Annotated in this window: 21 protein-coding genes; 13 read left to right on the top strand and 8 right to left on the bottom strand. The window is 67.5% G+C overall.

The window, feature by feature from the left end; translation table 11 throughout:
* The first annotated feature begins 8 nt into the window (after positions 1-8).
* From WDM91_00915 to WDM91_00895, 5 genes are all read left to right on the top strand, one after another.
* Positions 9-242 carry a DUF4170 domain-containing protein gene (locus WDM91_00915; GenBank protein ID MEI9993126.1) on the top strand — a complete coding sequence of 78 codons (234 nt, stop codon included), beginning with the start codon at positions 9-11 and terminating at the stop codon, positions 240-242.
* 83 nt (positions 243-325) lie between these two features.
* On the top strand, positions 326-2,137 hold the full coding sequence (locus WDM91_00910; protein MEI9993125.1) for an ABC transporter ATP-binding protein: 1,812 nt from the start codon (positions 326-328) through the stop codon (positions 2,135-2,137).
* Positions 2,138-2,139: 2 nt separating this feature from the next.
* Positions 2,140-3,417 (top strand): 3-deoxy-D-manno-octulosonic acid transferase, encoded by a 1,278-nt coding sequence (locus WDM91_00905; protein ID MEI9993124.1) that lies wholly within the window; start codon positions 2,140-2,142, stop codon positions 3,415-3,417.
* Complete coding sequence (gene lpxK / locus WDM91_00900) at positions 3,404-4,393, top strand: tetraacyldisaccharide 4'-kinase (protein ID MEI9993123.1); 990 nt, start codon at positions 3,404-3,406, stop codon at positions 4,391-4,393. The genes WDM91_00905 and lpxK overlap by 14 nt, the downstream gene beginning before the upstream one ends.
* Positions 4,390-5,364 carry a lysophospholipid acyltransferase family protein gene (locus WDM91_00895; protein ID MEI9993122.1) on the top strand — a complete coding sequence of 325 codons (975 nt, stop codon included), beginning with the start codon at positions 4,390-4,392 and terminating at the stop codon, positions 5,362-5,364. The genes lpxK and WDM91_00895 overlap by 4 nt, the downstream gene beginning before the upstream one ends.
* A gap of 150 nt (positions 5,365-5,514) precedes the next feature.
* On the opposite strand, the gene WDM91_00890 is transcribed toward WDM91_00895, so the two are convergent.
* The 3 genes from WDM91_00890 to xseA all read right to left on the bottom strand — a co-directional run bounded on the left by WDM91_00890 (position 5,515) and on the right by xseA (position 8,136).
* Positions 5,515-6,354 (bottom strand): M23 family metallopeptidase, encoded by an 840-nt coding sequence (locus WDM91_00890; protein ID MEI9993121.1) that lies wholly within the window; start codon positions 6,352-6,354, stop codon positions 5,515-5,517.
* On the bottom strand, positions 6,351-6,578 hold the full coding sequence (locus WDM91_00885) for a DUF2093 domain-containing protein (protein ID MEI9993120.1): 228 nt from the start codon (positions 6,576-6,578) through the stop codon (positions 6,351-6,353). Before WDM91_00885 ends, WDM91_00890 begins: the two co-directional genes overlap by 4 nt.
* 139 nt (positions 6,579-6,717) lie before the next feature.
* The gene (gene xseA, locus WDM91_00880) at positions 6,718-8,136 is read right to left on the bottom strand and encodes an exodeoxyribonuclease VII large subunit (GenBank protein MEI9993119.1); all 1,419 of its coding nucleotides are present in this window, start codon (positions 8,134-8,136) and stop codon (positions 6,718-6,720) included.
* Between the two features lie 142 nt (positions 8,137-8,278).
* On the opposite strand from xseA, the gene purD reads away from it, so the two are divergent.
* The 4 genes from purD (at position 8,279) to WDM91_00860 (ending at position 12,994) form a co-directional block, all read left to right on the top strand.
* The gene (gene purD, locus WDM91_00875) at positions 8,279-9,547 is read left to right on the top strand and encodes a phosphoribosylamine--glycine ligase (protein ID MEI9993118.1); all 1,269 of its coding nucleotides are present in this window, start codon (positions 8,279-8,281) and stop codon (positions 9,545-9,547) included.
* Entirely contained in the window at positions 9,544-10,152 is a 609-nt protein-coding gene (locus tag WDM91_00870) for an HAD-IA family hydrolase (GenBank protein ID MEI9993117.1), read from the top strand. Before purD ends, WDM91_00870 begins: the two co-directional genes overlap by 4 nt.
* Before the next feature lie 68 nt (positions 10,153-10,220).
* Positions 10,221-11,309, top strand: a complete 1,089-nt coding sequence (locus WDM91_00865; GenBank protein ID MEI9993116.1) for a phosphotransferase family protein — start codon at positions 10,221-10,223, stop codon at positions 11,307-11,309.
* A gap of 140 nt (positions 11,310-11,449) precedes the next feature.
* Positions 11,450-12,994: an ATP-binding protein gene (locus tag WDM91_00860; protein ID MEI9993115.1), complete on the top strand. Its 1,545-nt coding sequence runs from the start codon at positions 11,450-11,452 to the stop codon at positions 12,992-12,994.
* 83 nt (positions 12,995-13,077) lie between these two features.
* On the opposite strand, the gene WDM91_00855 is transcribed toward WDM91_00860, so the two are convergent.
* A complete protein-coding gene (locus WDM91_00855) occupies positions 13,078-14,319 on the bottom strand; it encodes an acyl-CoA dehydrogenase family protein (GenBank protein MEI9993114.1) in 1,242 nt (413 codons plus the stop codon).
* Positions 14,320-14,457: 138 nt separating this feature from the next.
* On the opposite strand from WDM91_00855, the gene WDM91_00850 reads away from it, so the two are divergent.
* The 4 genes from WDM91_00850 to WDM91_00835 are packed head-to-tail and all read left to right on the top strand — an operon-like array spanning position 14,458 to position 17,020.
* Positions 14,458-15,081: a phosphatase PAP2 family protein gene (locus tag WDM91_00850; GenBank protein ID MEI9993113.1), complete on the top strand. Its 624-nt coding sequence runs from the start codon at positions 14,458-14,460 to the stop codon at positions 15,079-15,081.
* Between the two features lie 18 nt (positions 15,082-15,099).
* Positions 15,100-15,864 (top strand): TerC family protein, encoded by a 765-nt coding sequence (locus tag WDM91_00845; protein MEI9993112.1) that lies wholly within the window; start codon positions 15,100-15,102, stop codon positions 15,862-15,864.
* A complete protein-coding gene (locus WDM91_00840) occupies positions 15,861-16,505 on the top strand; it encodes a YoaK family protein (protein MEI9993111.1) in 645 nt (214 codons plus the stop codon). Before WDM91_00845 ends, WDM91_00840 begins: the two co-directional genes overlap by 4 nt.
* A complete protein-coding gene (locus WDM91_00835) occupies positions 16,502-17,020 on the top strand; it encodes a GNAT family N-acetyltransferase (protein ID MEI9993110.1) in 519 nt (172 codons plus the stop codon). The genes WDM91_00840 and WDM91_00835 overlap by 4 nt, the downstream gene beginning before the upstream one ends.
* 46 nt (positions 17,021-17,066) lie before the next feature.
* Here the strand turns inward: WDM91_00835 and WDM91_00830 are convergent, their stop codons facing one another.
* From WDM91_00830 to WDM91_00815, 4 genes are all read right to left on the bottom strand, one after another.
* The gene (locus WDM91_00830; GenBank protein ID MEI9993109.1) at positions 17,067-18,188 is read right to left on the bottom strand and encodes an IS630 family transposase; all 1,122 of its coding nucleotides are present in this window, start codon (positions 18,186-18,188) and stop codon (positions 17,067-17,069) included.
* Positions 18,189-18,244: 56 nt separating this feature from the next.
* Positions 18,245-18,937, bottom strand: coding sequence for a glutathione binding-like protein (locus tag WDM91_00825; protein MEI9993108.1), 693 nt, complete (start codon positions 18,935-18,937; stop codon positions 18,245-18,247).
* Positions 18,938-19,061: 124 nt separating this feature from the next.
* The gene (locus WDM91_00820) at positions 19,062-19,730 is read right to left on the bottom strand and encodes a glutathione S-transferase family protein (GenBank protein MEI9993107.1); all 669 of its coding nucleotides are present in this window, start codon (positions 19,728-19,730) and stop codon (positions 19,062-19,064) included.
* A 187-nt stretch (positions 19,731-19,917) separates the two neighbouring features.
* Complete coding sequence (locus WDM91_00815) at positions 19,918-21,501, bottom strand: sulfatase-like hydrolase/transferase (GenBank protein MEI9993106.1); 1,584 nt, start codon at positions 21,499-21,501, stop codon at positions 19,918-19,920.
* Between the last annotated feature and the right edge of the window lie 5 nt (positions 21,502-21,506).

Below are 21,506 nucleotides of genomic sequence, written 5' to 3'. Positions count from 1 at the left end.
GAGCGAGCATGACCGACCATACGCCCAAGCAATTGCTGCACCTGGTGTTCGGCGGCGAGCTGACCGCGACGGACAGCATGGAGTTCAAGGACGTCTCCAAGCTCGACCTGGTGGGGATGTATCCGAGCTATGCCGAGGCGGTGAAGGCCTGGCGCGGCAAGGCGCAGGCGACGGTCGACAACGCGCAGATGCGGTATTTCGTGGTGCATGTGCATAGGCTGATGGAGCCGGATGGACATTGACCGGCGTCATGGCCCGCATTGAGCGGCCGCCGCGTCCGGCCGCCGCCTCGCGCCCCGCGCGAGGGGTGTGCTAGAGCTTCCCCATGACCGCTGATCTCCGGGCGGCCGGTGCACTCGACCCTTCCGCGCCGGCGGCCGTCGCCGACAACTTCACGATCATCCGCCGGCTGTTTCGCGACTATGTGCGCAAGCAGTGGCCGATGCTGTCCGTCGCGGTGGCGGGCATGGCGATGACCGCGGCGATGACGGCCGCGCTCGCCTGGCTGACCGATCCGGCGATCAAATTCCTCTTCCTGGCGAAAGACAAAAGTGCCCTCATCTGGATTCCGCTGGCGATCCTGGGCGTGGTGGTGCTGCGCGCGGTCACCCAATTCCTCCAGCAGTCGCTGATGGACACGGTGGGCGAGCGGGCGGTCGCCGAGACCCAGCGCGACATGATGCGCAGCCTGGTCTACCAGGACCTGCGCACGCTGAACGCGGTGCATTCGGGGCAGTTCGTCTCCAACTTCATCTACGACGCGACGCTGATGCGCGACGCGATCGTCCGCGGCATCGCCGGGCTGGGGTTGGAGCTGATCTCGCTGGTCGGGCTGACGGCGGTGATGATCTACCAGGACTGGCGGCTGGCGGCGATCGCCGTCGTCGTGATGCCGGGCGTCGCCTGGGTGTCGCAGGTGATCGGCGCCTCGCTGCGCCGCGCCGCGTCGCGCGGCATGGAGAAGACCGCGGAGCTCTCCGTCGCCCTGTCCGAGACACTGGACGGCAAGCGGATCATCAAGGCCTATGGCCTCGAGGACCACATCACGGCGCGGACCGACGAGCGCCTGAACCAGCGCCTGCGCTTCCTGCTGCGGGTGGTGCGCACGCGGGCGGCGGCGGTGCCCTCGACCGACCTGTTCGGCGGGGTGGTGATCGCGGCGACCATGTTCTACGCCGGCTATCAGGCGATGCACGGCGAACTGGGCATCAATCATTTCGCCTCGTTCCTGACGGCGCTGCTGCTGGCGCTGCAGCCGGTGCGCAACCTGACGCAGCTCTGGGCGACGGCGTCCTCCGGCATCTCGGCCGCGGACCGGATCTTCGGCGTGATCGACCAGACACCGCGCATCGTCGACCGTCCGGGCGCCCAGACCCTCGCCATCGCCCCGGCGCCGCGCGGCGGCGCGATCGCGTTCGAGGACGTGCATTTCTCCTACGATGCGCGCAGCGCCTCGGTCGACGGCGTGTCGTTCCATGTCGCGCCGGGCGAGAAGGTCGCGCTGGTCGGCCCGTCAGGCGCCGGCAAGAGCACGATCTTCAACCTGCTGCTGCGCTTCTACGATACCGGCAGTGGCCGCATCCTGATCGACGGCCACGACATCCGCGACGTGACGCTCAAATCGCTGCGCCGGAACATCGCGCTGGTGACGCAGGAGGCCATCCTGTTCGACGAGACGGTGGCGGAGAACATCTCGCTGGGCAATCTCGAGGCGCCGCGCACGGCGCAGGAAGCGGCGGCGCAGAACGCCGCGGCCGACGAATTCGTGCGTGCCCTGCCGCAAGGCTACGATACGCGGGTCGGCGAGGCCGGGCTCAAGCTGTCCGGCGGCCAGCGCCAGCGCATCGCCATCGCGCGCGCCATGCTGCGCGACGCGCCGATCCTTTTGCTCGACGAGGCGACGAGCGCGCTCGACACCGAAAGCGAGCGCCAGGTGCAGGATGCGCTGACGCGGCTGATGAAGAACCGCACCACCATCGTGATCGCGCACCGGCTGTCGACCGTGCTGGATGCGGACCGCATCTACGTCCTGGACAAGGGCAAGGTGGTAGAGTCGGGCACCCATGCCGCGCTGCTGGCGCAGGGCGGTCTCTATGCCCGGCTCTACCAGCACGATTTCGACGAGGAGCAGGGCTGAGCATGGCGCGCACGCCGTCCGGCATCCTCGCCTATCGCGCCGCCACGCGGCTCCTGGCGCCATTGGCGCCGCTCCTGCTGCGGCGGCGCCGGCGGCAGGGCAAGGAGCATCGCGACCGCGCCGCCGAACGGCTGGGCCATGCCGGCGCGCCGCGGCCGGCAGGCAAGCTCGTCTGGGTGCACGGCGCGAGCAATGGCGAGTGCCTTGCGGCGCTGCCGCTGATCGAGGCGCTGGCCGCCAAGGGCGTCGGCGTGCTGATGACCAGCGGCACGGTGACCTCCGCGGAACTGATGGCGGAGCGCCTGCCGCCCGGGGCGGTGCATCAATTCGTGCCGATCGACACGCCCCGCGCGACGGCGCGGTTTCTCGATCACTGGAAGCCCGATGCCGGGCTGTTCGTCGATTCCGACCTTTGGCCCAACCTGATCCTCGGCGCGCGCGCGCGGGGCGTGAAGTTGGCGCTCGTGAATGCGCGGATGTCGCAGCGCTCGTCCGAGGGCTGGCGCTGGGCGCGCAGGACCATCGAGACGCTGCTGTCGGCGTTCGACGTGATCCTGGCGCAGGACGACGAGATCGCCGGCCGCTTCCGCGAGCTTGCGGCGCCGGATGTGCGCGTGGTCGGCAGCCTGAAGGAAGACGCGCCGCCCCTGCCCCATGACGCCGCCAAGCTCGGCGCGCTGAAGACGGCGATCGGGGCGCGGCCCGTGCTGCTGGCGGCGCAGACCCATCCGGGCGAGGACGAGACGATCCTGCCGGTGCATGACGCGCTGCGCCGGACGCATCCCGACCTGCTCACCATCATCGTGCCGCGCCATCCGGCGCGCGGCGCCAACATCGCGATGCTGTGCGACACGCGCAAAGCGGCGCTGCGCAGCGCCGGCGGCGCGATCGAGGCGGATACCGCGGTCTATATCGCCGACACGCTGGGCGAGCTGGGCCTGTTCTATCGCCTCGTGCCGTTCTGCTTCGTCGGCGGCACGCTGGTACCCGCGGGCGGCCACAATCCGCTGGAGCCGGCGCGCCTGGGCTGCGCCGTGCTGGCGGGACCGCATACCTTCAACTCGGTCTCGGCCTATGCGGCGGTGTTCGCGGCGCAAGGGCTGGGCCTGGTGCGTTCGAGCACCGAGATCGCGGCGCTGGCGAGCCGGCTGTTCGACGATCCGGTGCAGGCGGCGGCGCTGGGCGAGGCGGCGGCGCGCGGCGCGGCGTCGCTGGGCGGCGCGGTGGAGAAGACCATCGTGGTGGTCGACAGCTTCCTGGGGTCCCATGCATCCGCCTGAGTTCTGGACCGGCACGGACTGGCTGTCGCGGCTGCTGGTCGCGCTGCTGACGCCGTTCGGCTGGCTCTACGGATTCACGGTGCGCTATCGCGCCGGGCATACGCCGATGTACCAGGCGGCGGCGAAGGTCCTGTGTGTCGGCAACCTCACGGTCGGCGGCACGGGCAAGACACCGGTCTGCATCGCGCTCGCCCGGGCGCTGATCGCGCGCGGGGCGCGGCCGGTGTTCCTCACCCGCGGCTATGGCGGCAAGGTGCGCGGCAGCGCGTTCGTCGCACCCGACGACCGCGCCACGCATGTCGGCGACGAGCCGCTGCTGCTGAGCGCGGTGGCGCCGGTGATCGTGTCGGCCGACCGGGCCGCGGGCGCGAAGCTGGCGGACGAGCACGGCTTCGACGTCATCATCATGGACGACGGGTACCAGAACTTCAGACTGCACAAGGATCTGTCGCTGATCGTGGTCGACGCGGAAGCGGGATTCGGCAATGGCCGCGTGCTGCCCGCGGGACCTTTGCGCGAGCCGGTCGGCCAAGGCCTGGCCCGCGCCGATGCGGTGATCGTGAGCGGCGGGGTCACGCCGCCGCTGGGCGGCTTCGCGGGCCCGGTCCTCCATTCGGCGCTGGTCCAGGACGAGACGATCGTGCGGCGCGGGACGCGGGTCGTCGCCTTCGCGGGCATCGGACGGCCGGAGAAATTCTTCCTGGCGCTCGGCGCGCAGGGTATCGAGATCGCCGACCATGCGGCGTTCGGCGACCACCATGTTTACACCCAGTCGGAGATCGCGCGGCTGAAAGCGCGGGCGCGCGCGAAAGAGGCGCTCCTGGTGACGACCGAGAAAGATTATGTGCGGCTGACGCCGGCGGAGCGCGAGGGTATCGTCGCCCTCCCAGTCCATGCCGAGTTCGCCGAGCGGGCGGCGCTGGACGGCTTGCTTGACAGGCTGGGCGTGCGCGCGCTACCGCCGAAGTCAGCATGACCGCCAAACCCACGGCCCAGATTCCGCTCGCGCTCCGGCTGCGCTATGGCGCGGAAGCGGCGGCGTTTTTCTCGTTCATCGGACTGTGCCGGCTGCTCGGCCTGGCCGTATCCTCCGCCGTCGGCGGCTGGATCGGGCGCAACGTCTTCTACCGCATCCGCGGGATCATGAAGCGGGCGCGCGAGAACCTGCGCGCGGCCTTCCCGGAAAAATCGGCCGACGAGATCGAAGCGATCATGCTGGAGATGTGCGACAACCTCGGCCGCACGGTCTCGGAATACGCGCATCTGAGAAAATTCTCGATGCACGGCGCGAATCCGCGTCTCGAGGTCGTCAATCTCGCCGCCGCCCAGGACGCCATGGCGCAGGGCAAGGGCGTGATGTTCTTCTCCGGCCATTTCGCCAATTGGGAGATGATGCCGTTCGTCGCGCGGCAAGCGGGCTTCGACGGCGGCGAGGTCTACCGGCCGCCGAACAATCCGATCATCGACCGCTGGCTGGTCAGCCAGCGCATCGCGAACGGCCCGGCCGACCAGATCGCCAAGGGACCGGCGGGCACGCGGAAGATCTTCACCCTGCTGCGGCGGGGCAAGGCGATCTTCCTGCTCACCGACCAGAAGACCAATGAGGGCATCGCGGCGCCGTTCTTCGGTCGCGAGGCGATGACGACGCCGGCGCCCGCGATGCTGGCGCTCAAGCTCGGCGCGGTGCTCTTGCCGGCGTCGAACGAGCGGCTGCCGGGCTCGCGCTTCCGCATGACGGTGCATCCGCCGATCCAGTACGCGCCGACCGGCGACCAGGACCGCGATGTGCACGCGCTGACCTGCCTGATCAACGACGCGGTCGAGACGATGGTGCGCTACCGGCCCTCGCAATGGCTGTGGATCCACCGCCGCTGGCCGACGGCGCGCGAGCAGGACCAGGTGGGCGGGAAATACGGGCTGGCGGCGCTGAAGGACGAGGCGGTTTAGGGAACCGCTTGTCATCCCCGGCCGAACGCCGCGAAGCGGCGTGAGGAGAAGGGGACCCAGGCGGGAAACACCGTGACGGCATTTCCCGCCTGGGTCCCCTTCCCTTCGCACTCGCTGACGCTCGCGCTCAGCCGGGGATGACAGCGTGATTTAGGCCTTCGGCGGCGCCGGCGTCTTCGTCGAGAGCGACGGATCCAGGCGCAGCGCGAACCAGTTCATGCCCCAGTGCAGGTGCGGGCCGGTGGCGCGGCCGGTCTTGCCGATCTTGCCGATCACGTCGCCGCGCCTCAGCAGGTCGCCTTCCGTCACCAGCCGTTTCGACTGGTGCATGTAGTGCGTCGTCACGCCATGGCCGTGATCGAGCAGCGTGAAGCCGCCCTCGAGATAGAAATCGTCGGTCAGCAGCACCACCGCGTCGGTGGGCGCGTGGATCGGCGTGCCTGCGACATTGGCCATGTCGACACCCATATGCGGCGCCATCGGCGTGCCGTTGTCGATGCGCTGGCTGCCGAACACGCCGCTCATGATGCCGGGCGCCGGCCAGTCGAAGGGATCTGCGAACCAGAGATGCTCGCTGTCGGTCTTGCGGGCCTCGGCGAGGCGGGCGTGCTCTGCCTTGATGCGCTCCAGGACCTCGGGCGGCGGCGTCACGGTGTTCTGCGGCAGGCCGTTGACGCGCTGGATGTCGTACTGTCGCGCGATCGGCGTGACGTCGCGGACGACGGGCGGGCCGTCGGCGAATTGCGCGGCGAGACGGACCGGCACGGTCTTGTCCCATGGCAGGCCGAAACCGAAGACGCCTTCCGGCGAAACATGCAGCGGCGTGCCGTCGAGCGTGACGCGGCAGCCGGGCTCGGCGCGGCCGACGATGAGGCCGCCCTGCGCCAGGGAGCCGGTGAGCGTCAGGCGTTGTCCGGCGCCGCGGGCAAGGCCGGGAGCCAGCGCGGCGGCGGCAAGGCCGGTCGCCAGCGCGGCGCGGCGCGATATCACTTGGGCGTCTTCCCGGCGTCCTGCATGCGCTTCAGCGCCACGACCGGGTTGGCATAAGCCTCCTGCAGATCGACGCTCCAATAGCGCAAGGATTCGAGTGGGATGTGGACGCCCGTCACGGCGCAGGGGATGAAAGAGCCCGGCTTCACGACGCGGAACTCCCCGTCGAGATATTCGAGCTCGGCTTGGCCCTGGGGGCGGAAATCGCGGTCCATGCGGTTCATGGGTCCAGTTTAAACCGGTTCAGCTTCAGAATTGAACATTCTTCATCCATCATGGTCGCCCTCGTGGCGGCCATCCATGAACTCCCTGCGGGATGGGTGTTCATGGGTCGCCGGGACGAGCCCGGCGATGACGGTGTGTTTAGAACAAGCTTCCCTGCCCGCCACCCGGCTTGCCTCTCGATTTCGGCTTTTGCGGGGCGGTGCCGGAGGCTGTCGCGGGCACTTCGCCGTCGGCGAAGGTGAGCGTGAGGCTCTCGCCCTCCGTCACCTGCGCGGCGCGGCGGCGGACCTTGCCGTCTTCGCCGCGGACCAGCGCGAAGCCGCGCTCCAGAGCCGAGCGGTAGGAGGTGCCCTCGAGCACGCGGCCGAGCGAGTCGAGGTGCTTGGCGAGCTCGGTCAGCCTTGCGCGCCCTGCGCGGGCGAGGCGCTTGCCCAACAGCTCGGCCCGTTCCCCCTCGCGCTTCAGGTTGCGCCGCAGATCGGTGGGACGCAGTGCGGCGCCGGCCTTGGTCAGCCGCCGATCATGGACCTGCAGATTGGTGCGCAGCGCCTTGCCGAGATTCTCGCCGGCAAAATCGAGACGCTGGCGCGGCTGGGCGAACAGCGCGTCGGCGCGCGGCAGCACGCGCGCGAGCTGGCCCAGATGGCGGCGGCGGTCGTCCATCGCCTTGCTGAACACGCGCAGCAGGCGGCGCGCGAAATCGAGGTTCTGGCCCAGCAGCTCGGCACGCACCGGAACCGCGAGCTCGGCAGCGGCCGTCGGCGTGGGGGCACGGACATCCGACGCGAAGTCGATCAGCGTCGTGTCGGTCTCGTGGCCGACGGCGGAGATCAGCGGAATGACGCTCTCGAACGCGGCGCGCACCACGGCCTCGTCGTTGAACGCCATGAGATCCTCGATGGAGCCGCCGCCCCGCGCCACGATGATCAGGTCGGGACGCGGCAAGGCGTGGCCGGGGCCGATGGCGTTGAGGCCGCGGATCGCGGCGGCGACCTCGGCCGCGGCGCGCTCGCCCTGCACCGCGACGGGCCAGAGCAACACCCGGCGCGGGAAGCGAGCCTCGAGCCGGTGCATGATGTCGCGGATCACCGCGCCGGTCGGCGAGGTGACGACGCCGATCACCTCGGGCAGGAAGGGCAGCTTCTTCTTGTGCGCGGCGTCGAACAGGCCTTCGGCGGCAAGCTTCTTCTTGCGCTCCTCCAGCATGGCCATGAGGGCGCCGGCGCCCGCGAGCTCGACCTGCTCGACGATGATCTGGTAGCGCGACGAGCCGGCATAGGTCGATATCTTGCCGGTGCAGACGACCTCCAGTCCGGCCTGCGGCTTCTGGCGCAGGCGCCCGGCGCCGGTGCGCCAGACGACCGCGTTGAGGCAGGCCTTTTCGTCCTTCAGGTCGAAATAGATGTGGCCGGAGGAGTGGAATTTGAGGTTGCTGATCTCGCCGCGCACGCGGACGAAGCCGAACGCGTCCTCCACGGTGCGCTTGAGCGCCGAGGAGATCTCGGTGACCGAGAATTCTGGGAGATTGGGCGTGGCGCGGGCGGCGGGTTCGGACATTCAACCCTCGCTTGTCATGGCCCGCAAACGCGGGCCATGACAGCCTTTTTCCAATAGTGCGAGCGAATCGTCGGCGCGGTTTTTCATAGGCGCCGTCACTCTATCAACTTACAATCAGCCGGGACATCTAACTAGGCGAAATATGAAAGTCCTTCTCGTCGGTTCCGGTGGCCGGGAACATGCGCTGGCCTGGGCGCTGAGCGCCTCGCCGCTGCTGACCAAGCTCTATTGCGCGCCGGGGAACGCGGGAATCGAAGCGGTCGCGGAATGCGTGCCGATTCCGGTGATGGATTTCGACCGCCTGGTCGCCTTCGCGCGCGAGAAGGGAATCGACTTCGCCATGATCGCGGCCGATCAGCCGCTGGTCGGCGGGCTGTGGGACGCGTTCGAGGCGGCGGGTATCCGGGCTTCGGGGCCGAGCAAGGCTGCGGCCGTTCTCGAGGGCTCCAAGGGCTTCGTGAAGGACCTTTGCGCCGAATATGGCATCCCGACGGCGGCGTATAAGCGCTTCGCCGAGCCGGCGGGCGCGAAGGCGTTTGCCGACACGCTGGGCCTGCCGGTGGTGATCAAGGCGGATGGGTGGGCGGCCGGCAAGGGCGTGATCGTCGCGCAGACGTGCGATGCCGCGCACAAGGCCATCGACTTCATGTTCGAGGGCGGCCTCGGCGCAAGCGGCGCGGCGGTCGTGGTCGAGGAATTCATGGCGGGCGAGGAAGCATCGTTCTTCGCGCTCAGCGACGGCGAGACGGTGATCCCGCTGGCGGGCGCGCAGGACCACAAGCAGGTGTTCGACGGCGACAAGGGACCGAACACCGGCGGGATGGGCGCCTATTCGCCCGCGCCGGTGCTGACGCCGGCGCTCGAGGCCGTCGCGATGGAGCGCTTCATCAGGCCGACCGTCGCGGCGATGCGGGCCAAGGGGCTTTCCTATCAGGGCGTGCTCTATCTGGGGCTGATGATCACCGCGGACGGCCCCAGGCTGGTCGAATACAATTGCCGCTTCGGCGATCCGGAAACCCAGGTGCTCATGCCGCGGTTGAAGAGCGATCTTCTGACCGTATTGCTCGCGATGCGGGACGGGATGCTGCGCGAGGTCGACCTGCGCTGGAGCGACGAGGTCGCGCTGACGGTGGCGATGGCGTCGAAGGGCTATCCGGGCGCTTACGAGAAAGGCCAGGTCATCACGGGGCTCGATGAGGCGGCGCGGCTGCCCGGCGTGCAGATCTTCCATGCGGGGACCGAATGGCGCGACGGCAGGATCGTCGCGGCGGGCGGACGGGTGCTCAGCGTGACGGCAACCGGCAAGGACGTCGCCGAGGCGCAGGCGCGGGCTTATGCGGCGGTGGATATGATCCACTGGGACGGCTGTTTTTCGCGGCGCGATATCGGTTGGCGGGCGCTGGCGCGATGAGCGAACCCGTCGAGGCCCTGCTGTTCGACCTGGGCAATGTCATCGTCGATGTCGACTTCGCGCGCGTCACGCGACGCTGGGCCCAGCATGCCGGCCGCGATGCCGCGCTGCTGGCCGGGCGCTACACGCCCGATGAGGCCTATCGGCAGCATGAGCGCGGCGCGATCAGCGATGCGGCGTACTTTCAGGCGCTGCGCGGCTCGCTCGGCATCGACATTTCCGACGCGCAGTTCCTCGACGGCTGGAATGCGATCTTCGGCGGGGTCATCCCCGGCGTGCCGGATTGGATCGCGGCGATCTGTGCGCGCTACCCGTCTTACGTCTTCTCCAATACCAATCCCGCGCATGAGACTTTCTGGGCCGCGGAATATGCCGATACGCTGAGGCCGTTCCGCCGGGTGTTCGTGTCCTCGACCATCGGACTTCGCAAGCCGGACGTCGCGGCGTTCGAGCATGTCGCGCAGGAGATGGGCGTGGCGCCGGGGCGCATCCTGTTCTTCGACGACGCGCTCGCCAACGTCGAAGGGGCGCGGGCGGCAGGTGTGCGGGCGGTGCATGTGCGGTCCAACGCCGACGTTGTCGCAGCCCTGGCGCCGCTCCTTTGAGCCTTGCGAGGCGCGGCCAAGGGATAGAATATGCGCCCCAACAAGAAATTCGAAACGGGAGTATGGCGATGAGCGACGCGGGCGCCAGCCGGCAGGAGACCTATTCGGGCACCAAGGAGGTGGGCGCTGCGCACGCATTCGACGTCAAGAAGCTCGAGGCCTATCTCGCCGACCGCATCGAAGGCTTCCAGACGCCGCTGGAGGTGCGCCAGTTCAAGGGCGGACAGTCGAACCCGACCTATCAGCTCGTCACGCCGAACCGCAAATATGTGATGCGCCGCAAGCCGCCGGGCAAGCTGCTGCCCAGCGCGCATGCCGTCGACCGCGAGTTCAAGGTGATCTCGGCGCTCTATCCCACCGGTTTCCCGGTCGCCAAGCCCTACCTGCTGTGCGAGGACGAGAGCATCACGGGCACGATGTTCTATGTCATGGACTGCGTCGAGGGGCGCGTCTTGTGGGAAGGCGTGCTGCCCGACATGGACAAGAAACAGCGCTGGGCGACCTACGACGCGATGAACGAGACGCTCGCGCGGCTGCACAACCTCGATTACGTGAAGATCGGGCTGGAGGATTTCGGCAAGCCGACCGCCTATGTCGCGCGGCAGATCTCGCGCTGGACCAAGCAGTACCAGATGTCGCAGACCGAGACGATCGCGGAGATGGACAAGCTCATCGACTGGCTGCCCAAACACCTGCCGGAGGAAGGCCGCCCGTCGGTGGTGCATGGCGACTACCGGCTCGACAACATGATCCTGCATCCGACCGAGCCGAAGGTGCTGGCGGTGATCGACTGGGAGCTGTCGACGATCGGCGATCCGCTGGCGGACTTCACCTATCACCTGATGCAGTGGCAGCAGGAAGGGCGCGGCACCAGTTCCGGTTCGGTGATGGGCGCGGATTTCGCGGCGCTCGGCATCCCGACGCTGGAGCAATATGTGAAGATGTATTGCGAGCGCACCGGGCGGACCACGACGCCGAACATGGACTATTATGCGGCGTATAATTTCTTCCGCCTCGCCGGCATCCTGCAGGGCATCGTCGGGCGGGTGCGCGACGGCACGGCGGCCAATGCCAACGCGGCACAGAACGCCGCCGCGGTGCGGCCGCTGGCCGAACGGGCCTGGACGTATGCCCAGCGCGCCGGTGCGGTGGGCTGACGCCCTGCGGTTCGACCCCGACCCTCCCAATGACGTTAAGCGCCGTTTAACGAACGCAACCTTGGCGCGTGCAAGCGTTGCTTAACGCTCGGCTGCGTAGGATCGCCCATGGGCGGTCCGTGCCGCCGGCTGGGGCATCGATGTTCGACGAGGAAACGCGGGCGAAGTTTGAGGCGTGGCGCAAGCGCGCCCGCACGCATCTGGACCTGGCCGAACGCGCCGCGAATATCGGCTATTGGCGCTACGAGCTGACCACCAACAACTATTACTGGTCGCCCGGCATGTACCGCCTGCTGGAGGAAGACCCCGCCAAGCAGGCGCCGGACATGGAGTTCCTGTTCTCGCGCATGTCGCCGGACGACCGCCAGACCATCGAGCAGGCCGTCAGGACGGCGATCAAGACGGGATCGCCCTTCTCCTACCGTACCCATGCGCGCGAACCCTGGCGCAAGGCGCAGATCATCGACACCCAGGGCGAGGTCGAGCGCGGCGAGGACGGCCGTACCGCGGTGCTGCTGGGCGTCTGCCACGACGTCACCGAGCAGGTGCGGGCCGAGGAAGCGCGGGAGAAGGCAAAGGCGATGTACCGCCTGATGACCGAGGAGTCCGGCGACATCATCATCCTGTATTCGACCGATGCGAAGATGCTGTTCTGCTCGAACGCGCTGGAGCGCCTGACCGGCCGCATCATGGCGGACATAGAAGACGGCGGCTACAAACGCTTCGTCCATCCCGACGACACGGACGAAGCGAGCAAGATGAGCTGCCGCCCGCTCGACGGCGACATCGTGGTCGCGACCTGGCGCATCCTGCACCGCGACGGGCATTATGTCTGGCTCGAAACGACCTTGCGGACCGTGTTCGACCCGGCGACAGGCGAGCCGCGCAACGTGATCAGCGTCTCGCGCGACATCACGGCGCGGCGCGAGAAGGAGATCGAGGCGAAGGCGGCCCGCGAGCGCGCCGAGACGGCGAACAGGGCGAAGTCGGAATTCCTCGCCAATATGAGCCACGAGTTGCGCACGCCGCTGAACGCGATCATCGGCTTCGCCGATTTGATGCGGATGGCGACGTTCGGGCCGCTGGGCAATGCGCGCTACGACGACTATGCGCTGCTGATCTACGATTCGGGGCAGCTGCTGCTCGACCTGATCACCGACATGCTGGACATGGCGAAGATCGAAGCCGGCAAGTTCGAGCTCAACATGGAACGGGTCGACCTCGAAGGGACGATCCGGGACGTCGTGCGGCTGCTCGAGGAGCGGGCCTTCGCCGCCGGAGTCGCGCTCGGCATCGAGGCCGGCAGCGCAATCTCGGGATTCGTCGCCGACCGCCGGGCGGTCAAGCAGATCGTGATCAACCTGCTGAGCAATGCAATCAAGTTCACGCCGCAAGGCGGCCAGGTGCGGATCGCGGCGGGCGAACGGGACGGCTTCGTATGGATCTGCGTCACCGACACCGGCATCGGCATCCCGGAAAGCGAGATCGCCAGGCTGGGCCGGCCCTTCGAGCAGGTCTGCCGCGACCCGATGCAGGCCAAGACCGGCACGGGACTCGGCCTGGCGCTGGTGCGCGCGCTGGCCGAGAAGCATGGCGGGGCGCTGACGATCCGGAGCACCGAAGGCGCGGGGACGCAGGTCAGCGTGACGTTCGCGCTGACGGCCTCTGCGCGGGTGGCGGCGTAACATTCCTCCCCAGCATGGGGAGGTGAAAAGAAAAAAGGGGCGGCCCCGCGACCGCCCCTTCGCACGTCGTCAGGTCGAGCGCCCTATTCCGCCGCCTGGCGCTTGGGAATCTCGGCGTGCTTGCCGAATTCCAGGCGCGCGATGGTGCGGCAATGGACCTCGTCCGGACCGTCGGCGAGGCGCAGGGTGCGCTGGCCGGCGTACATCTTGGCGAGGCCGGGATCGGTGGTGACGCCGCCGCCGCCCCAGGCCTGGATCGCGTCGTCGATCACCTTGAGCGCCATGCGCGGCGCCGCGACCTTGATCTCCGCGATCTCGGCGCGCGCGACCTTGTTGCCGACCTTGTCCATCATGTCGGCGGCCTTGAGCGTCAGCAGGCGGCACATGTCGATGTTGATGCGGGCCTCGGCGACGCGCTGCTCCCACACCGAATGGTCGGCGATGCGCTTGCCGAAGGCTTCGCGGGTCAGCAGGCGCCTGCACATGATCTCCAGTGCACGCTCGGCGACGCCGATGGTGCGCATGCAGTGATGGATGCGGCCCGGCCCGAGGCGGCCCTGGGCGATCTCGAAGCCGCGGCCTTCGCCGAGGATCATGTTCTCGACCGGCACCTTGACGTCCTTGAGCTCGACCTCGCCATGACCGTGCGGCGCGTCGTCATAGCCGAACACCGGCAGCATGCGCTTGACGGTGACGCCGGGGGTGTCGCGCTCGACGAAGATCTGCGACTGGGCGCTGTGGCGGCCGCCTTCGGGATTGGTCTTGCCCATCACGATCATGATCTTGCAGCGCGGATCGCCGACGCCCGAGGACCACCATTTGGTGCCGTTGACGACATAGTGATCGCCGCGGCGCTCGATATGGGTCGCGATGTTGGTTGCATCGGACGAGGCGACGGCCGGCTCGGTCATCAGGAAGGCAGAGCGGATCTCGCCCTCGAGCAGGGGCTTGAGCCACTTGTCCTGCTGGTACGGGCTGCCATAGCGCTCCAGCACCTCCATGTTTCCGGTGTCGGGGGCGGAGCAGTTGAAGACCTCCGACGCGAAGCCGACGCGGCCCATGATCTCGGCCAGCGGGGCGTATTCGAGATTGCTCAGGCCGGCGCCATGCGCGCTCTCATTGAGGAAGAAATTCCACAGGCCCTGCGCCTTGGCCTTCTTCTTGAGGTCTTCCACCACCGGCACGACGATCCAGGGATTGCCCTTGGCGCGCGCCTCGTCCATCTGCGCCGCGTAGGTCTTTTCCGCGGGATAGACATGGGCGTGCATGAAGTCGCCCACTTTCGTCATCCATTCCTTCTGGCGCGGCGAATAATCGAAATCCATTTTGTTCCTCCAAGGTCGATAGCGAGTGGGCGGGACTGTAGCGCGCGGCCGGGGCGCCTGCCAGCCGAGATGGCGCCGTTCCCGCGCCGAAATGGGGACGGAATTGACAGCGCCGCCCCGTCGCGGCAAGCAGCGGCCATGGTTCTGCTCTGGGCGGGCGTATTCCTCATTGTCCTCGGCGCCGCGTGCCTGCCCTTCGACCGGCGGGCGGCGCATGCGCTCTACGACTATGGCAGCAAGCGCTTCGTGGATTTCCTGGAAGCCACCACGCATCTGGCCAAGGCGGCGCATTGGCTGGTCGTGGCGGCGGTCGTCCTGGCGCTGACGCAGATCGCCCTCGCCTATGGGCTGGCGTGGACGGCGCTGCGCGCGGCGGCGCAATACGCGCTGGCCTTCATCGCCTGCCTGGGCGTGGGCAGCGCGATCCTGCATGGCATGAAGCTGGTGGTCGGACGACGGCGGCCGCGCGACGACATGGAGATGGGGCTGTTCGGCTTCGTGTGGTTCCAGTTCAAGCTCGATTTCAACTCCTTTCCCTCGGGCCATTCGCTGACCATCTTCTGTGTCGCGACCATCGCGAGTTGCATCGCGCCGCACCTGGCGGTCCTCTGGTTCGCCGTCGCGCTGTGGCTGAGCCTGACGCGGGCGCTGCTGACGGCGCATTTCCTCTCCGACGTCTTCATCGGCGGCGGCATCGGTCTGGTCGCGGCGCGGGAGACTTTGCTGTATCTATTCCCTGCCCTTATCCCCGCCTGGTTCTGACGCCCGGAAAAAGCTCCCATGATGTCCGCGCTTGCGCCTTTCTTCACGGTGGACGGCTGGATCGCATTGCTGACGCTGGCGGTGCTCGAGATCGTGCTCGGGATCGACAACATCATCTTCCTGGCGCTGGTGGCGAACCGGGTACGGCCGGAGCAGCGGCCCCTGGCGCGGCGCATCGGGCTGATCCTGGCGCTCGGGTTGCGCATCGCGTTCCTCTCCTCCATCGCCTGGATCATCTCGCTGTCGCAGCCCGCGGTCACGCTCTGGGGCGTCGGCTTTTCATGGAAGGACCTGGTGTTCGCCGGCGGCGGCCTGTTCCTGCTGACCAAGAGCACGCGCGAGATCCACGAGATGACGGAGGACTATGACGAGACGGCGCGCGGCAGGACCTCCAGCCTGTTCGCGGCGGTGATCCAGATCGCGTTGTTCGACATCGTGTTCTCGATCGATTCGGTCGTGACCGCCGTCGGCATGGCGGAGCATCTTTCGGTGATGATCGCCGCAGTGGTCTTCGCGATGCTGGTGATGCTGGTGGCGTCGAAATCGGTGGGCGAATTCGTCGAGCGCCATCCGACGGTGAAGATGCTGGCGCTGAGCTTCCTGCTGCTGATCGGCACGGCGCTGATCGCCGACGCGGCGCATTTCCATATCCCGCGCGGCTATCTCTACTTCGCGGTGGCGTTCTCGGGCCTTGTCGAGATGCTCAACCAGTTCGTGGCGCATAGCCGCGGACGCAAGAAGCGGACGGGGGAGAGCGACCCGCGGCGGCGCGTCGAGCCGTGATCCGCCACGACCGCGACGCCCGGCGCCTGGCCATCGCCCTGTCGACGCTGGCCGGCTATGTCGACGCCACGGCCTTCATCATGCTGGGCGGCTTCTTCGTCTCGTTCATGAGCGGCAACACCACGCGGCTGGGCGTGGGCCTCGCGGAACACACCGCCGCCGCGCCGATCGCCGCCATGCTGATCGGCGCCTTCGTGCTGGGCGTGATTGCCGGTTCGCTGTGCGGGCATTTCGCAGGCGCGCGGCGGCGGCCGGCCGTGCTGGGCCTCGTCACGCTTCTCCTGGCCGCCGCGGCGCTGCTCGGCGCCGGCGAGCTGCGCTGGTCGGCGGCGTTCGTGCTGGCGCTGGCGATGGGCGCGGAGAACGCGGTGTTCGAGCGCGACGGCGAAGTGCAGATCGGGCTCACCTATATGACCGGCACGCTGGTCAAGCTCGGCCAGCGCGTGACCGCCGCGCTGCTGGGCGGGCCGCGCCTGGACTGGCTGCCCTATTTCCTGCTCTGGCTCGGCCTGCTGGCCGGAACGGTGCTGGGGGCAACGGCGCAGCACTATCTGGGGAGCGGTGGCCTGTGGATCGCGACAGCCGCGGCGGCGATCCTGGCCGTGACGGCGGCGCTCTTGCCGCAGGAGGCGCCGTCATGACGCTGCAGACATCCCGGCTTCGCTTGCGGCGCTGGCGGGACGCCGACCGCCCGGCGTTCGCCGCGATGAACACGGACGCCGAGGTCATGCGGGATCTGGGCGGACCGATCGGAACGGACGAAAGCGACGCCAAGTTCGACCGTTATGCGGCAGCGTGGCAAATGCACGGCGTCGGCCGCTGGCTGATCGAGACGCCGGACGGCGGCTTCGCGGGCTATGCCGGCATCCTGCCGTCCGCCGCGGATCATCCGCTGGGGCCGCATTTCGAGATCGGTTGGCGCCTGGTGCGATCCGCCTGGGGCCATGGCTATGCCAGCGAAGCGGCCCGCGCCGCGCTGGCGGACGGTTTCGAACGCCTCGGGCTGGCGGAGGTGCTCGCCTATACCGCACCCGACAATGCGCGGTCGCAGGCGGTGATGACGCGGCTCGGCCTGAGGCGCGACGCGGCACGCGATTTCGAACTGCGGGGCCCCCGCGGATCGTGGCGCGGGCTGGTGTGGGCGGCCCGACCGTGACGGCGTGACGGTGCCGGCCCATGCGTCGGCTTGAAAGCAACGGACTCTAGTGTCCTGATTCAGAAGTTCTAGCGTTTTTGGCTTGGTAGTTGGCGATCTTCAGGGTTGCGAGACAGAAGCGCTTGATGGAGGCCAGGATGTCGTCTGCGGTCTTTGTCCACCGGAAGGGCTTTGGGTCGTCGTTGACGCATTTGATGTAGTCGCGGATCGCGGCTTCGAGCTGGCGCGTCGAGCGGTGGGCGCCACGGCGGATTTTGCGTTCGCTCAGATCGGCGAAGAAGCGTTCGACCTGATTGATCCAAGAGGCGGAAGTGGGCGTGAAGTGGACATGCCAGCGCACACGCTTGGCCAGCCAGCGGCGGATCGCCGGCGTCTTGTGCGTGGCGTAGTTGTCCATCACCAGGTGGATGTCGAGATCGTCCGGGACATTGGCCTCGATCTCGCGCAGGAACTTCAAGAACTCGCTGCCGCGATGGCGCGCGAAGCATTTGCCGATCACCGTTCCGCTTGCCGTATCGAGGGCCGCGAACAGCGACAAGGTTCCGTGGCGGGTATAGTCGTGACTGCGCCGCTCGGCTTGTCCGGGCCGCATCGGCAGCAAGGGTTGCGTGCGATCCAGCGCCTGGATTTGGCTCTTCTCGTCGACGCACAGAACCAGCGCCCGCTCCGGCGGAGCGAGATAAAGGCCGACGATGTCGCGAACCTTCTCCACAAACAGCGGGTCGCCGGAGAGCTTGAAGGTCTCGCTGCGGTGCGGCTGAAGACCGAAGGCCTGCCAGATGCGGTGGATCGTCGAGGGCGCATGACCAACCGCCCGCGCCATCGAGCGCAAGCTCCAATGGGTCGCGTTCGCCGGTGCCGCCTCCAGCGTCAGACGGATCGTCTCGGCAATCTCGTCGTCACCGATCTGGCGCGGTGCGCCCGGACGCGGCTCGTCGTAAAGCCCCTCCAGGCGCTTGGCCGCATAGCGCCGACGCCACGATCCCACCGTGTTCTGGCTCGCCCCAAGCCGCTCCGCGATGACTTGGTTCTCAACTCCGTCCGCCGCCATCAGGACAATTTGCGCACGACGCGCCAGTCCCTGTCCCGTCTTGCGCCGCCGCGCCAATCCCTCAAGCTCTCGCCGTTCCGGCGCGCTCAACTCAATCGCGGGTGCAGGCTTGCCCATCCATCATGCCCTCCGAATCACTCAGACATGATCTCAGAAACTTCTCGATCAGGACACTAGCGCTGCACGATCGTCCTGGCGCTCTCCACCATCTTCCTGGCGCCTTCGCTGGCGGCGTCCTCGCTCATCAGCTTCGAGCGGTCGATCGGGATCTTGAGGCCGGCCTGGGTCAGCGGACGGGCGTTGATGCGCTCCAGCCAGTTCATCAGGGGATCGAGGCCTTCGACGTTCACGCCCGACCAGAAATAGGTCCGCACCCAGCAGAAATTCGCGATATCGGCGATGGAGAAGTCGCCGGCCAGCCACTCATTGTCCTTGAGCTGCGTGTTGAGCACCTCGAACAGGCGGCGCGATTCGTTGCGGTAGCGGTCGATGGCGGGCTGGTAGACCTCGTGCCAGTAGCGGCCGAAGACGTTCGCCTGGCCCATCATCGGGCCGATGCCGCCCATCTGGAACATCAGCCACTGGATGACGCGGCTGCGGCCCTTGAGGTCGGTGGGCAGGAGTCGGCCGCTCTTCTCCGCGCAATAGATCATCAACGCGCCGGATTCGAAGATCGGGAAGTTGTCGAACTCGCGGTCGACAATGGCCGGGATGCGGCCATTGGGATTGATCTTGAGGAACCAGGGCTCCTTCTGCTGGCCCTTGCTCATCTCGATGGCGTGGACTTCGTAAGGCAGCTCGCATTCCTCCAGCGTGACGGAGGCTTTCCAGCCATTCGGCGTGGCGGCGGTGTAGAGATCGATCACGATGCACTCCTTGCTTGAGTTTGCATGGTCATCCTTCGAGGCCCACCGCGTCGCCCGGAGGTGCGAGCGGAACGGACCCCGACGGGTTGGCGAGACGGGCATCCCGGGCCGATGAGAAGCGGCATCAGGCGGCGCGGAAGCGGTTGATGAGCGGGGTTTCCTCGTCGATCAGCATTTTGAACGACGGTCGGGCATGGATGCGGGCGGCATAGGCCGCGAGCTTCGGCCAGCGCCCCACGTCGATCGTCTCCCCGGCATGCCGGAAGTTGACGATCATGGTTCCGACCGCGACGTCGGCGATGGAGAACATGCCGCCGGCGAGGAATTGCTTGTCGCCCACTTCGCGTTCCAGGTGATCGAACAGCGGCGGCAACTTTTCGGTGAGGGTCTTCTGGCAGACCGCTTCGTCGGTCTGGGCCCGCATCATGCGCTTGACGATGCGCTCGAAGAACAGGCCGGAGCCGACGCAGACCGCGACGGCGGAATCGGCGAACTCCTCGTACCACAAGGCCTTGGCGCGCGTGAAGGGATCGGCGGGATAGAGCGGCGGGGCGGGGAATTTGTGCTCGAGATAGTCGCAGATGATCGAGGAATCCGGCAGCGTGTTCGGCTCCGCCACATCGGTGTCGCGCAGCACCGGGATGCGCTTCAGCGGACTGATCGCGAGGAAGTCCGGCGACGGGACGAACGGATTGACCGGCTCCAGCGTGTACGCGACCTGCTTCTCGGCGAGCACGACGCGCACCTTGCGCACGAAGGGCGAAACGTTGCTGCCGTAAAGGATCAAGGACATCGTGTTTCTCCCAATGCTTGTTTGCGTTTTATCAACGTCTATCGAAGCCCGTCACCGCCGGCCCTGTGCCGGCGACCCATGAACACCCATGATGCATTCGCGATCATGGGTGGCCGCCACGAGGGCGGCCATGACGATTGGGATGACGCATCCAAAACCGTCTTCCATCTTGCGACACCCGATCAGATCACGCCGGGCCCATCACTTCCAGCTTCGGCGTGCGCTCCGCCGGCAGATTGTCGTAGAGGTCGGCGATCAAATCGGACTTCACGCCCTGCCATTTGGATTCGTTCCACAGATTCTCGAACTGGTGCGGGTCGTTCTCGAGGTCGTAGAGCTCGCCCTCCGTGCCGTCATAGCGGATATGCGTCGCGAAGCCGGCATAGGCGGGGAAATGCGTCTCCAGGCCGTTGGGCTGGCCTGCGGTCGAGGGCTCGTAGCGCGTCAGCGAATAGCCGTCGCGCACGATCGAGCGCAAATGCATGCCGTAGCCGGGGAACTGGCTGTCCCATTCGCAGATCGCGCGCTGCCGCGAGCCGTCTTCGGCCGTCGGCAGCGCCCTGCCCTGCATCCAGGGCGCCGCGTCGATGCCGGCGATGGCGCAGAGGGTGGGCGCGATGTCGACCTGCTCGACCGGCTGCTCCACTTTCGCGGGAGTCACCTTGGCGTTGGGCGCCGGGCGCCAGAGGAATGGCAGACGCATCAGCGCATCGGTATGGAACGGGCCTTTGTAGACGAGGCCGAAATCGCCCTGCAGCTCGCCATGGTCAGTGGTGAAGATCACGTCGGTGTCGTCGTTCCAGCCGCGCGCCGCGATCTTGGCCATCACCGCGCCGACCGCGTCGTCGATCAGCTCGTTCATCACATGGACCTTGGCGTTGATCTCGCGGATGTTGTCGTCGGAGAGCTGCTGCGGGCGGAAATTCTGCGGCCCGCCTTCGGCGTTGATGAAGCGGCCCTCATAATACTCGAGCCAGTGCGCCGGCTTGCGCGCCAGCACTTTGCGGATTTCGTCCGGCGAGCCGGGATGGCCGGCGGGCAGCGGCAGGTCGCGCCAGTCGCAGCGGTGGTTCTCCGCCGCCGGCGGGTCCCAAGGGTGGTGCGGGTCGGGGAAGCTCAGCCACAGCATCCAGTCGTCGTCGCCATCGAGCGTGTCCAGCCAGTCGAGTGCGAGGCCGGCGAGCCAGTCGGTGTGATAGAAGCCGCGCGGAATCTGGTGGTTCGACGTTTCCGGCGCACCGGTGTCGCCGCCCGGCGTGGCGTTGAGCAGCGGCGGCCAGGCGTCGAACACCTCTCTGCTCTGCGCTCTGAGCCAGCGGCCGTAATGGCCGACGGGGCGACCGGCGAAGCTGGCGGTATGCATGGCGTGGATCGCGTAGTCGAAGCCGCGCCAGGGGCCGAAATCATTGTCGCGCTGGCGGCGGTTCTCGAGGAATTTCATCTGCGGATCGAAGGCCGGCTCGAAATGCGCCTTGCCGATCAGCGCGGTCTTGTAGCCGGCCTTGTCCTTCAGGTACTGCGCGAAGCTCGGCGCGTCCTCGGGCAGCGGCACGCCATTGGCGAAGACGCCATGGGTGCGGACATATTGCCCGGTGAGCATCGAGGACCGCGCCGGCATGCAGACGGTGTTCTGGTTGTAGGCGCGGCCATAGTTGATGCCTTGCGCCGCAAGCGCGTCGATGTTCGGGGTACGGGCGAATCTGTTGCCGGTGCAGCCGAGCGAATCCCAACGCTGCTGATCGGTGGTGATGAAAAGGATCTTGCGGCCCATGGTCA

Origin of the sequence: Rhizomicrobium sp., from assembly GCA_037200385.1 — a bacterium.
In the GTDB taxonomy this organism is placed as follows: domain Bacteria; phylum Pseudomonadota; class Alphaproteobacteria; order Micropepsales; family Micropepsaceae; genus Rhizomicrobium.
The sequence above is the reverse complement of the archived record's forward strand: the minus strand, read 5'-3'. Positions and strand labels throughout refer to the sequence as shown.

What these genes read in the sequence shown, in the direction of transcription:
- WDM91_00850 (MEI9993113.1), top strand. Translation starts at nt 14,458, where the DNA reads ATGGTTCTGCTCTGGGCGGGCGTATTCCTCATTGTCCTCGGCGCCGCG.
- WDM91_00915 (MEI9993126.1), top strand. Translation starts at nt 9, where the DNA reads ATGACCGACCATACGCCCAAGCAATTGCTGCACCTGGTGTTCGGCGGC.
- WDM91_00870 (MEI9993117.1), top strand. Translation starts at nt 9,544, where the DNA reads ATGAGCGAACCCGTCGAGGCCCTGCTGTTCGACCTGGGCAATGTCATC.
- WDM91_00830 (MEI9993109.1), bottom strand. Translation starts at nt 18,188, where the DNA reads ATGGGCAAGCCTGCACCCGCGATTGAGTTGAGCGCGCCGGAACGGCGA.
- WDM91_00885 (MEI9993120.1), bottom strand. Translation starts at nt 6,578, where the DNA reads ATGAACCGCATGGACCGCGATTTCCGCCCCCAGGGCCAAGCCGAGCTC.
- WDM91_00905 (MEI9993124.1), top strand. Translation starts at nt 2,140, where the DNA reads ATGGCGCGCACGCCGTCCGGCATCCTCGCCTATCGCGCCGCCACGCGG.
- WDM91_00895 (MEI9993122.1), top strand. Translation starts at nt 4,390, where the DNA reads ATGACCGCCAAACCCACGGCCCAGATTCCGCTCGCGCTCCGGCTGCGC.
- WDM91_00910 (MEI9993125.1), top strand. Translation starts at nt 326, where the DNA reads ATGACCGCTGATCTCCGGGCGGCCGGTGCACTCGACCCTTCCGCGCCG.
- WDM91_00845 (MEI9993112.1), top strand. Translation starts at nt 15,100, where the DNA reads ATGATGTCCGCGCTTGCGCCTTTCTTCACGGTGGACGGCTGGATCGCA.
- WDM91_00860 (MEI9993115.1), top strand. Translation starts at nt 11,450, where the DNA reads ATGTTCGACGAGGAAACGCGGGCGAAGTTTGAGGCGTGGCGCAAGCGC.
- WDM91_00855 (MEI9993114.1), bottom strand. Translation starts at nt 14,319, where the DNA reads ATGGATTTCGATTATTCGCCGCGCCAGAAGGAATGGATGACGAAAGTG.
- xseA (MEI9993119.1), bottom strand. Translation starts at nt 8,136, where the DNA reads ATGTCCGAACCCGCCGCCCGCGCCACGCCCAATCTCCCAGAATTCTCG.
- WDM91_00835 (MEI9993110.1), top strand. Translation starts at nt 16,502, where the DNA reads ATGACGCTGCAGACATCCCGGCTTCGCTTGCGGCGCTGGCGGGACGCC.
- purD (MEI9993118.1), top strand. Translation starts at nt 8,279, where the DNA reads ATGAAAGTCCTTCTCGTCGGTTCCGGTGGCCGGGAACATGCGCTGGCC.
- WDM91_00820 (MEI9993107.1), bottom strand. Translation starts at nt 19,730, where the DNA reads ATGTCCTTGATCCTTTACGGCAGCAACGTTTCGCCCTTCGTGCGCAAG.
- lpxK (MEI9993123.1), top strand. Translation starts at nt 3,404, where the DNA reads ATGCATCCGCCTGAGTTCTGGACCGGCACGGACTGGCTGTCGCGGCTG.
- WDM91_00815 (MEI9993106.1), bottom strand. Translation starts at nt 21,501, where the DNA reads ATGGGCCGCAAGATCCTTTTCATCACCACCGATCAGCAGCGTTGGGAT.
- WDM91_00865 (MEI9993116.1), top strand. Translation starts at nt 10,221, where the DNA reads ATGAGCGACGCGGGCGCCAGCCGGCAGGAGACCTATTCGGGCACCAAG.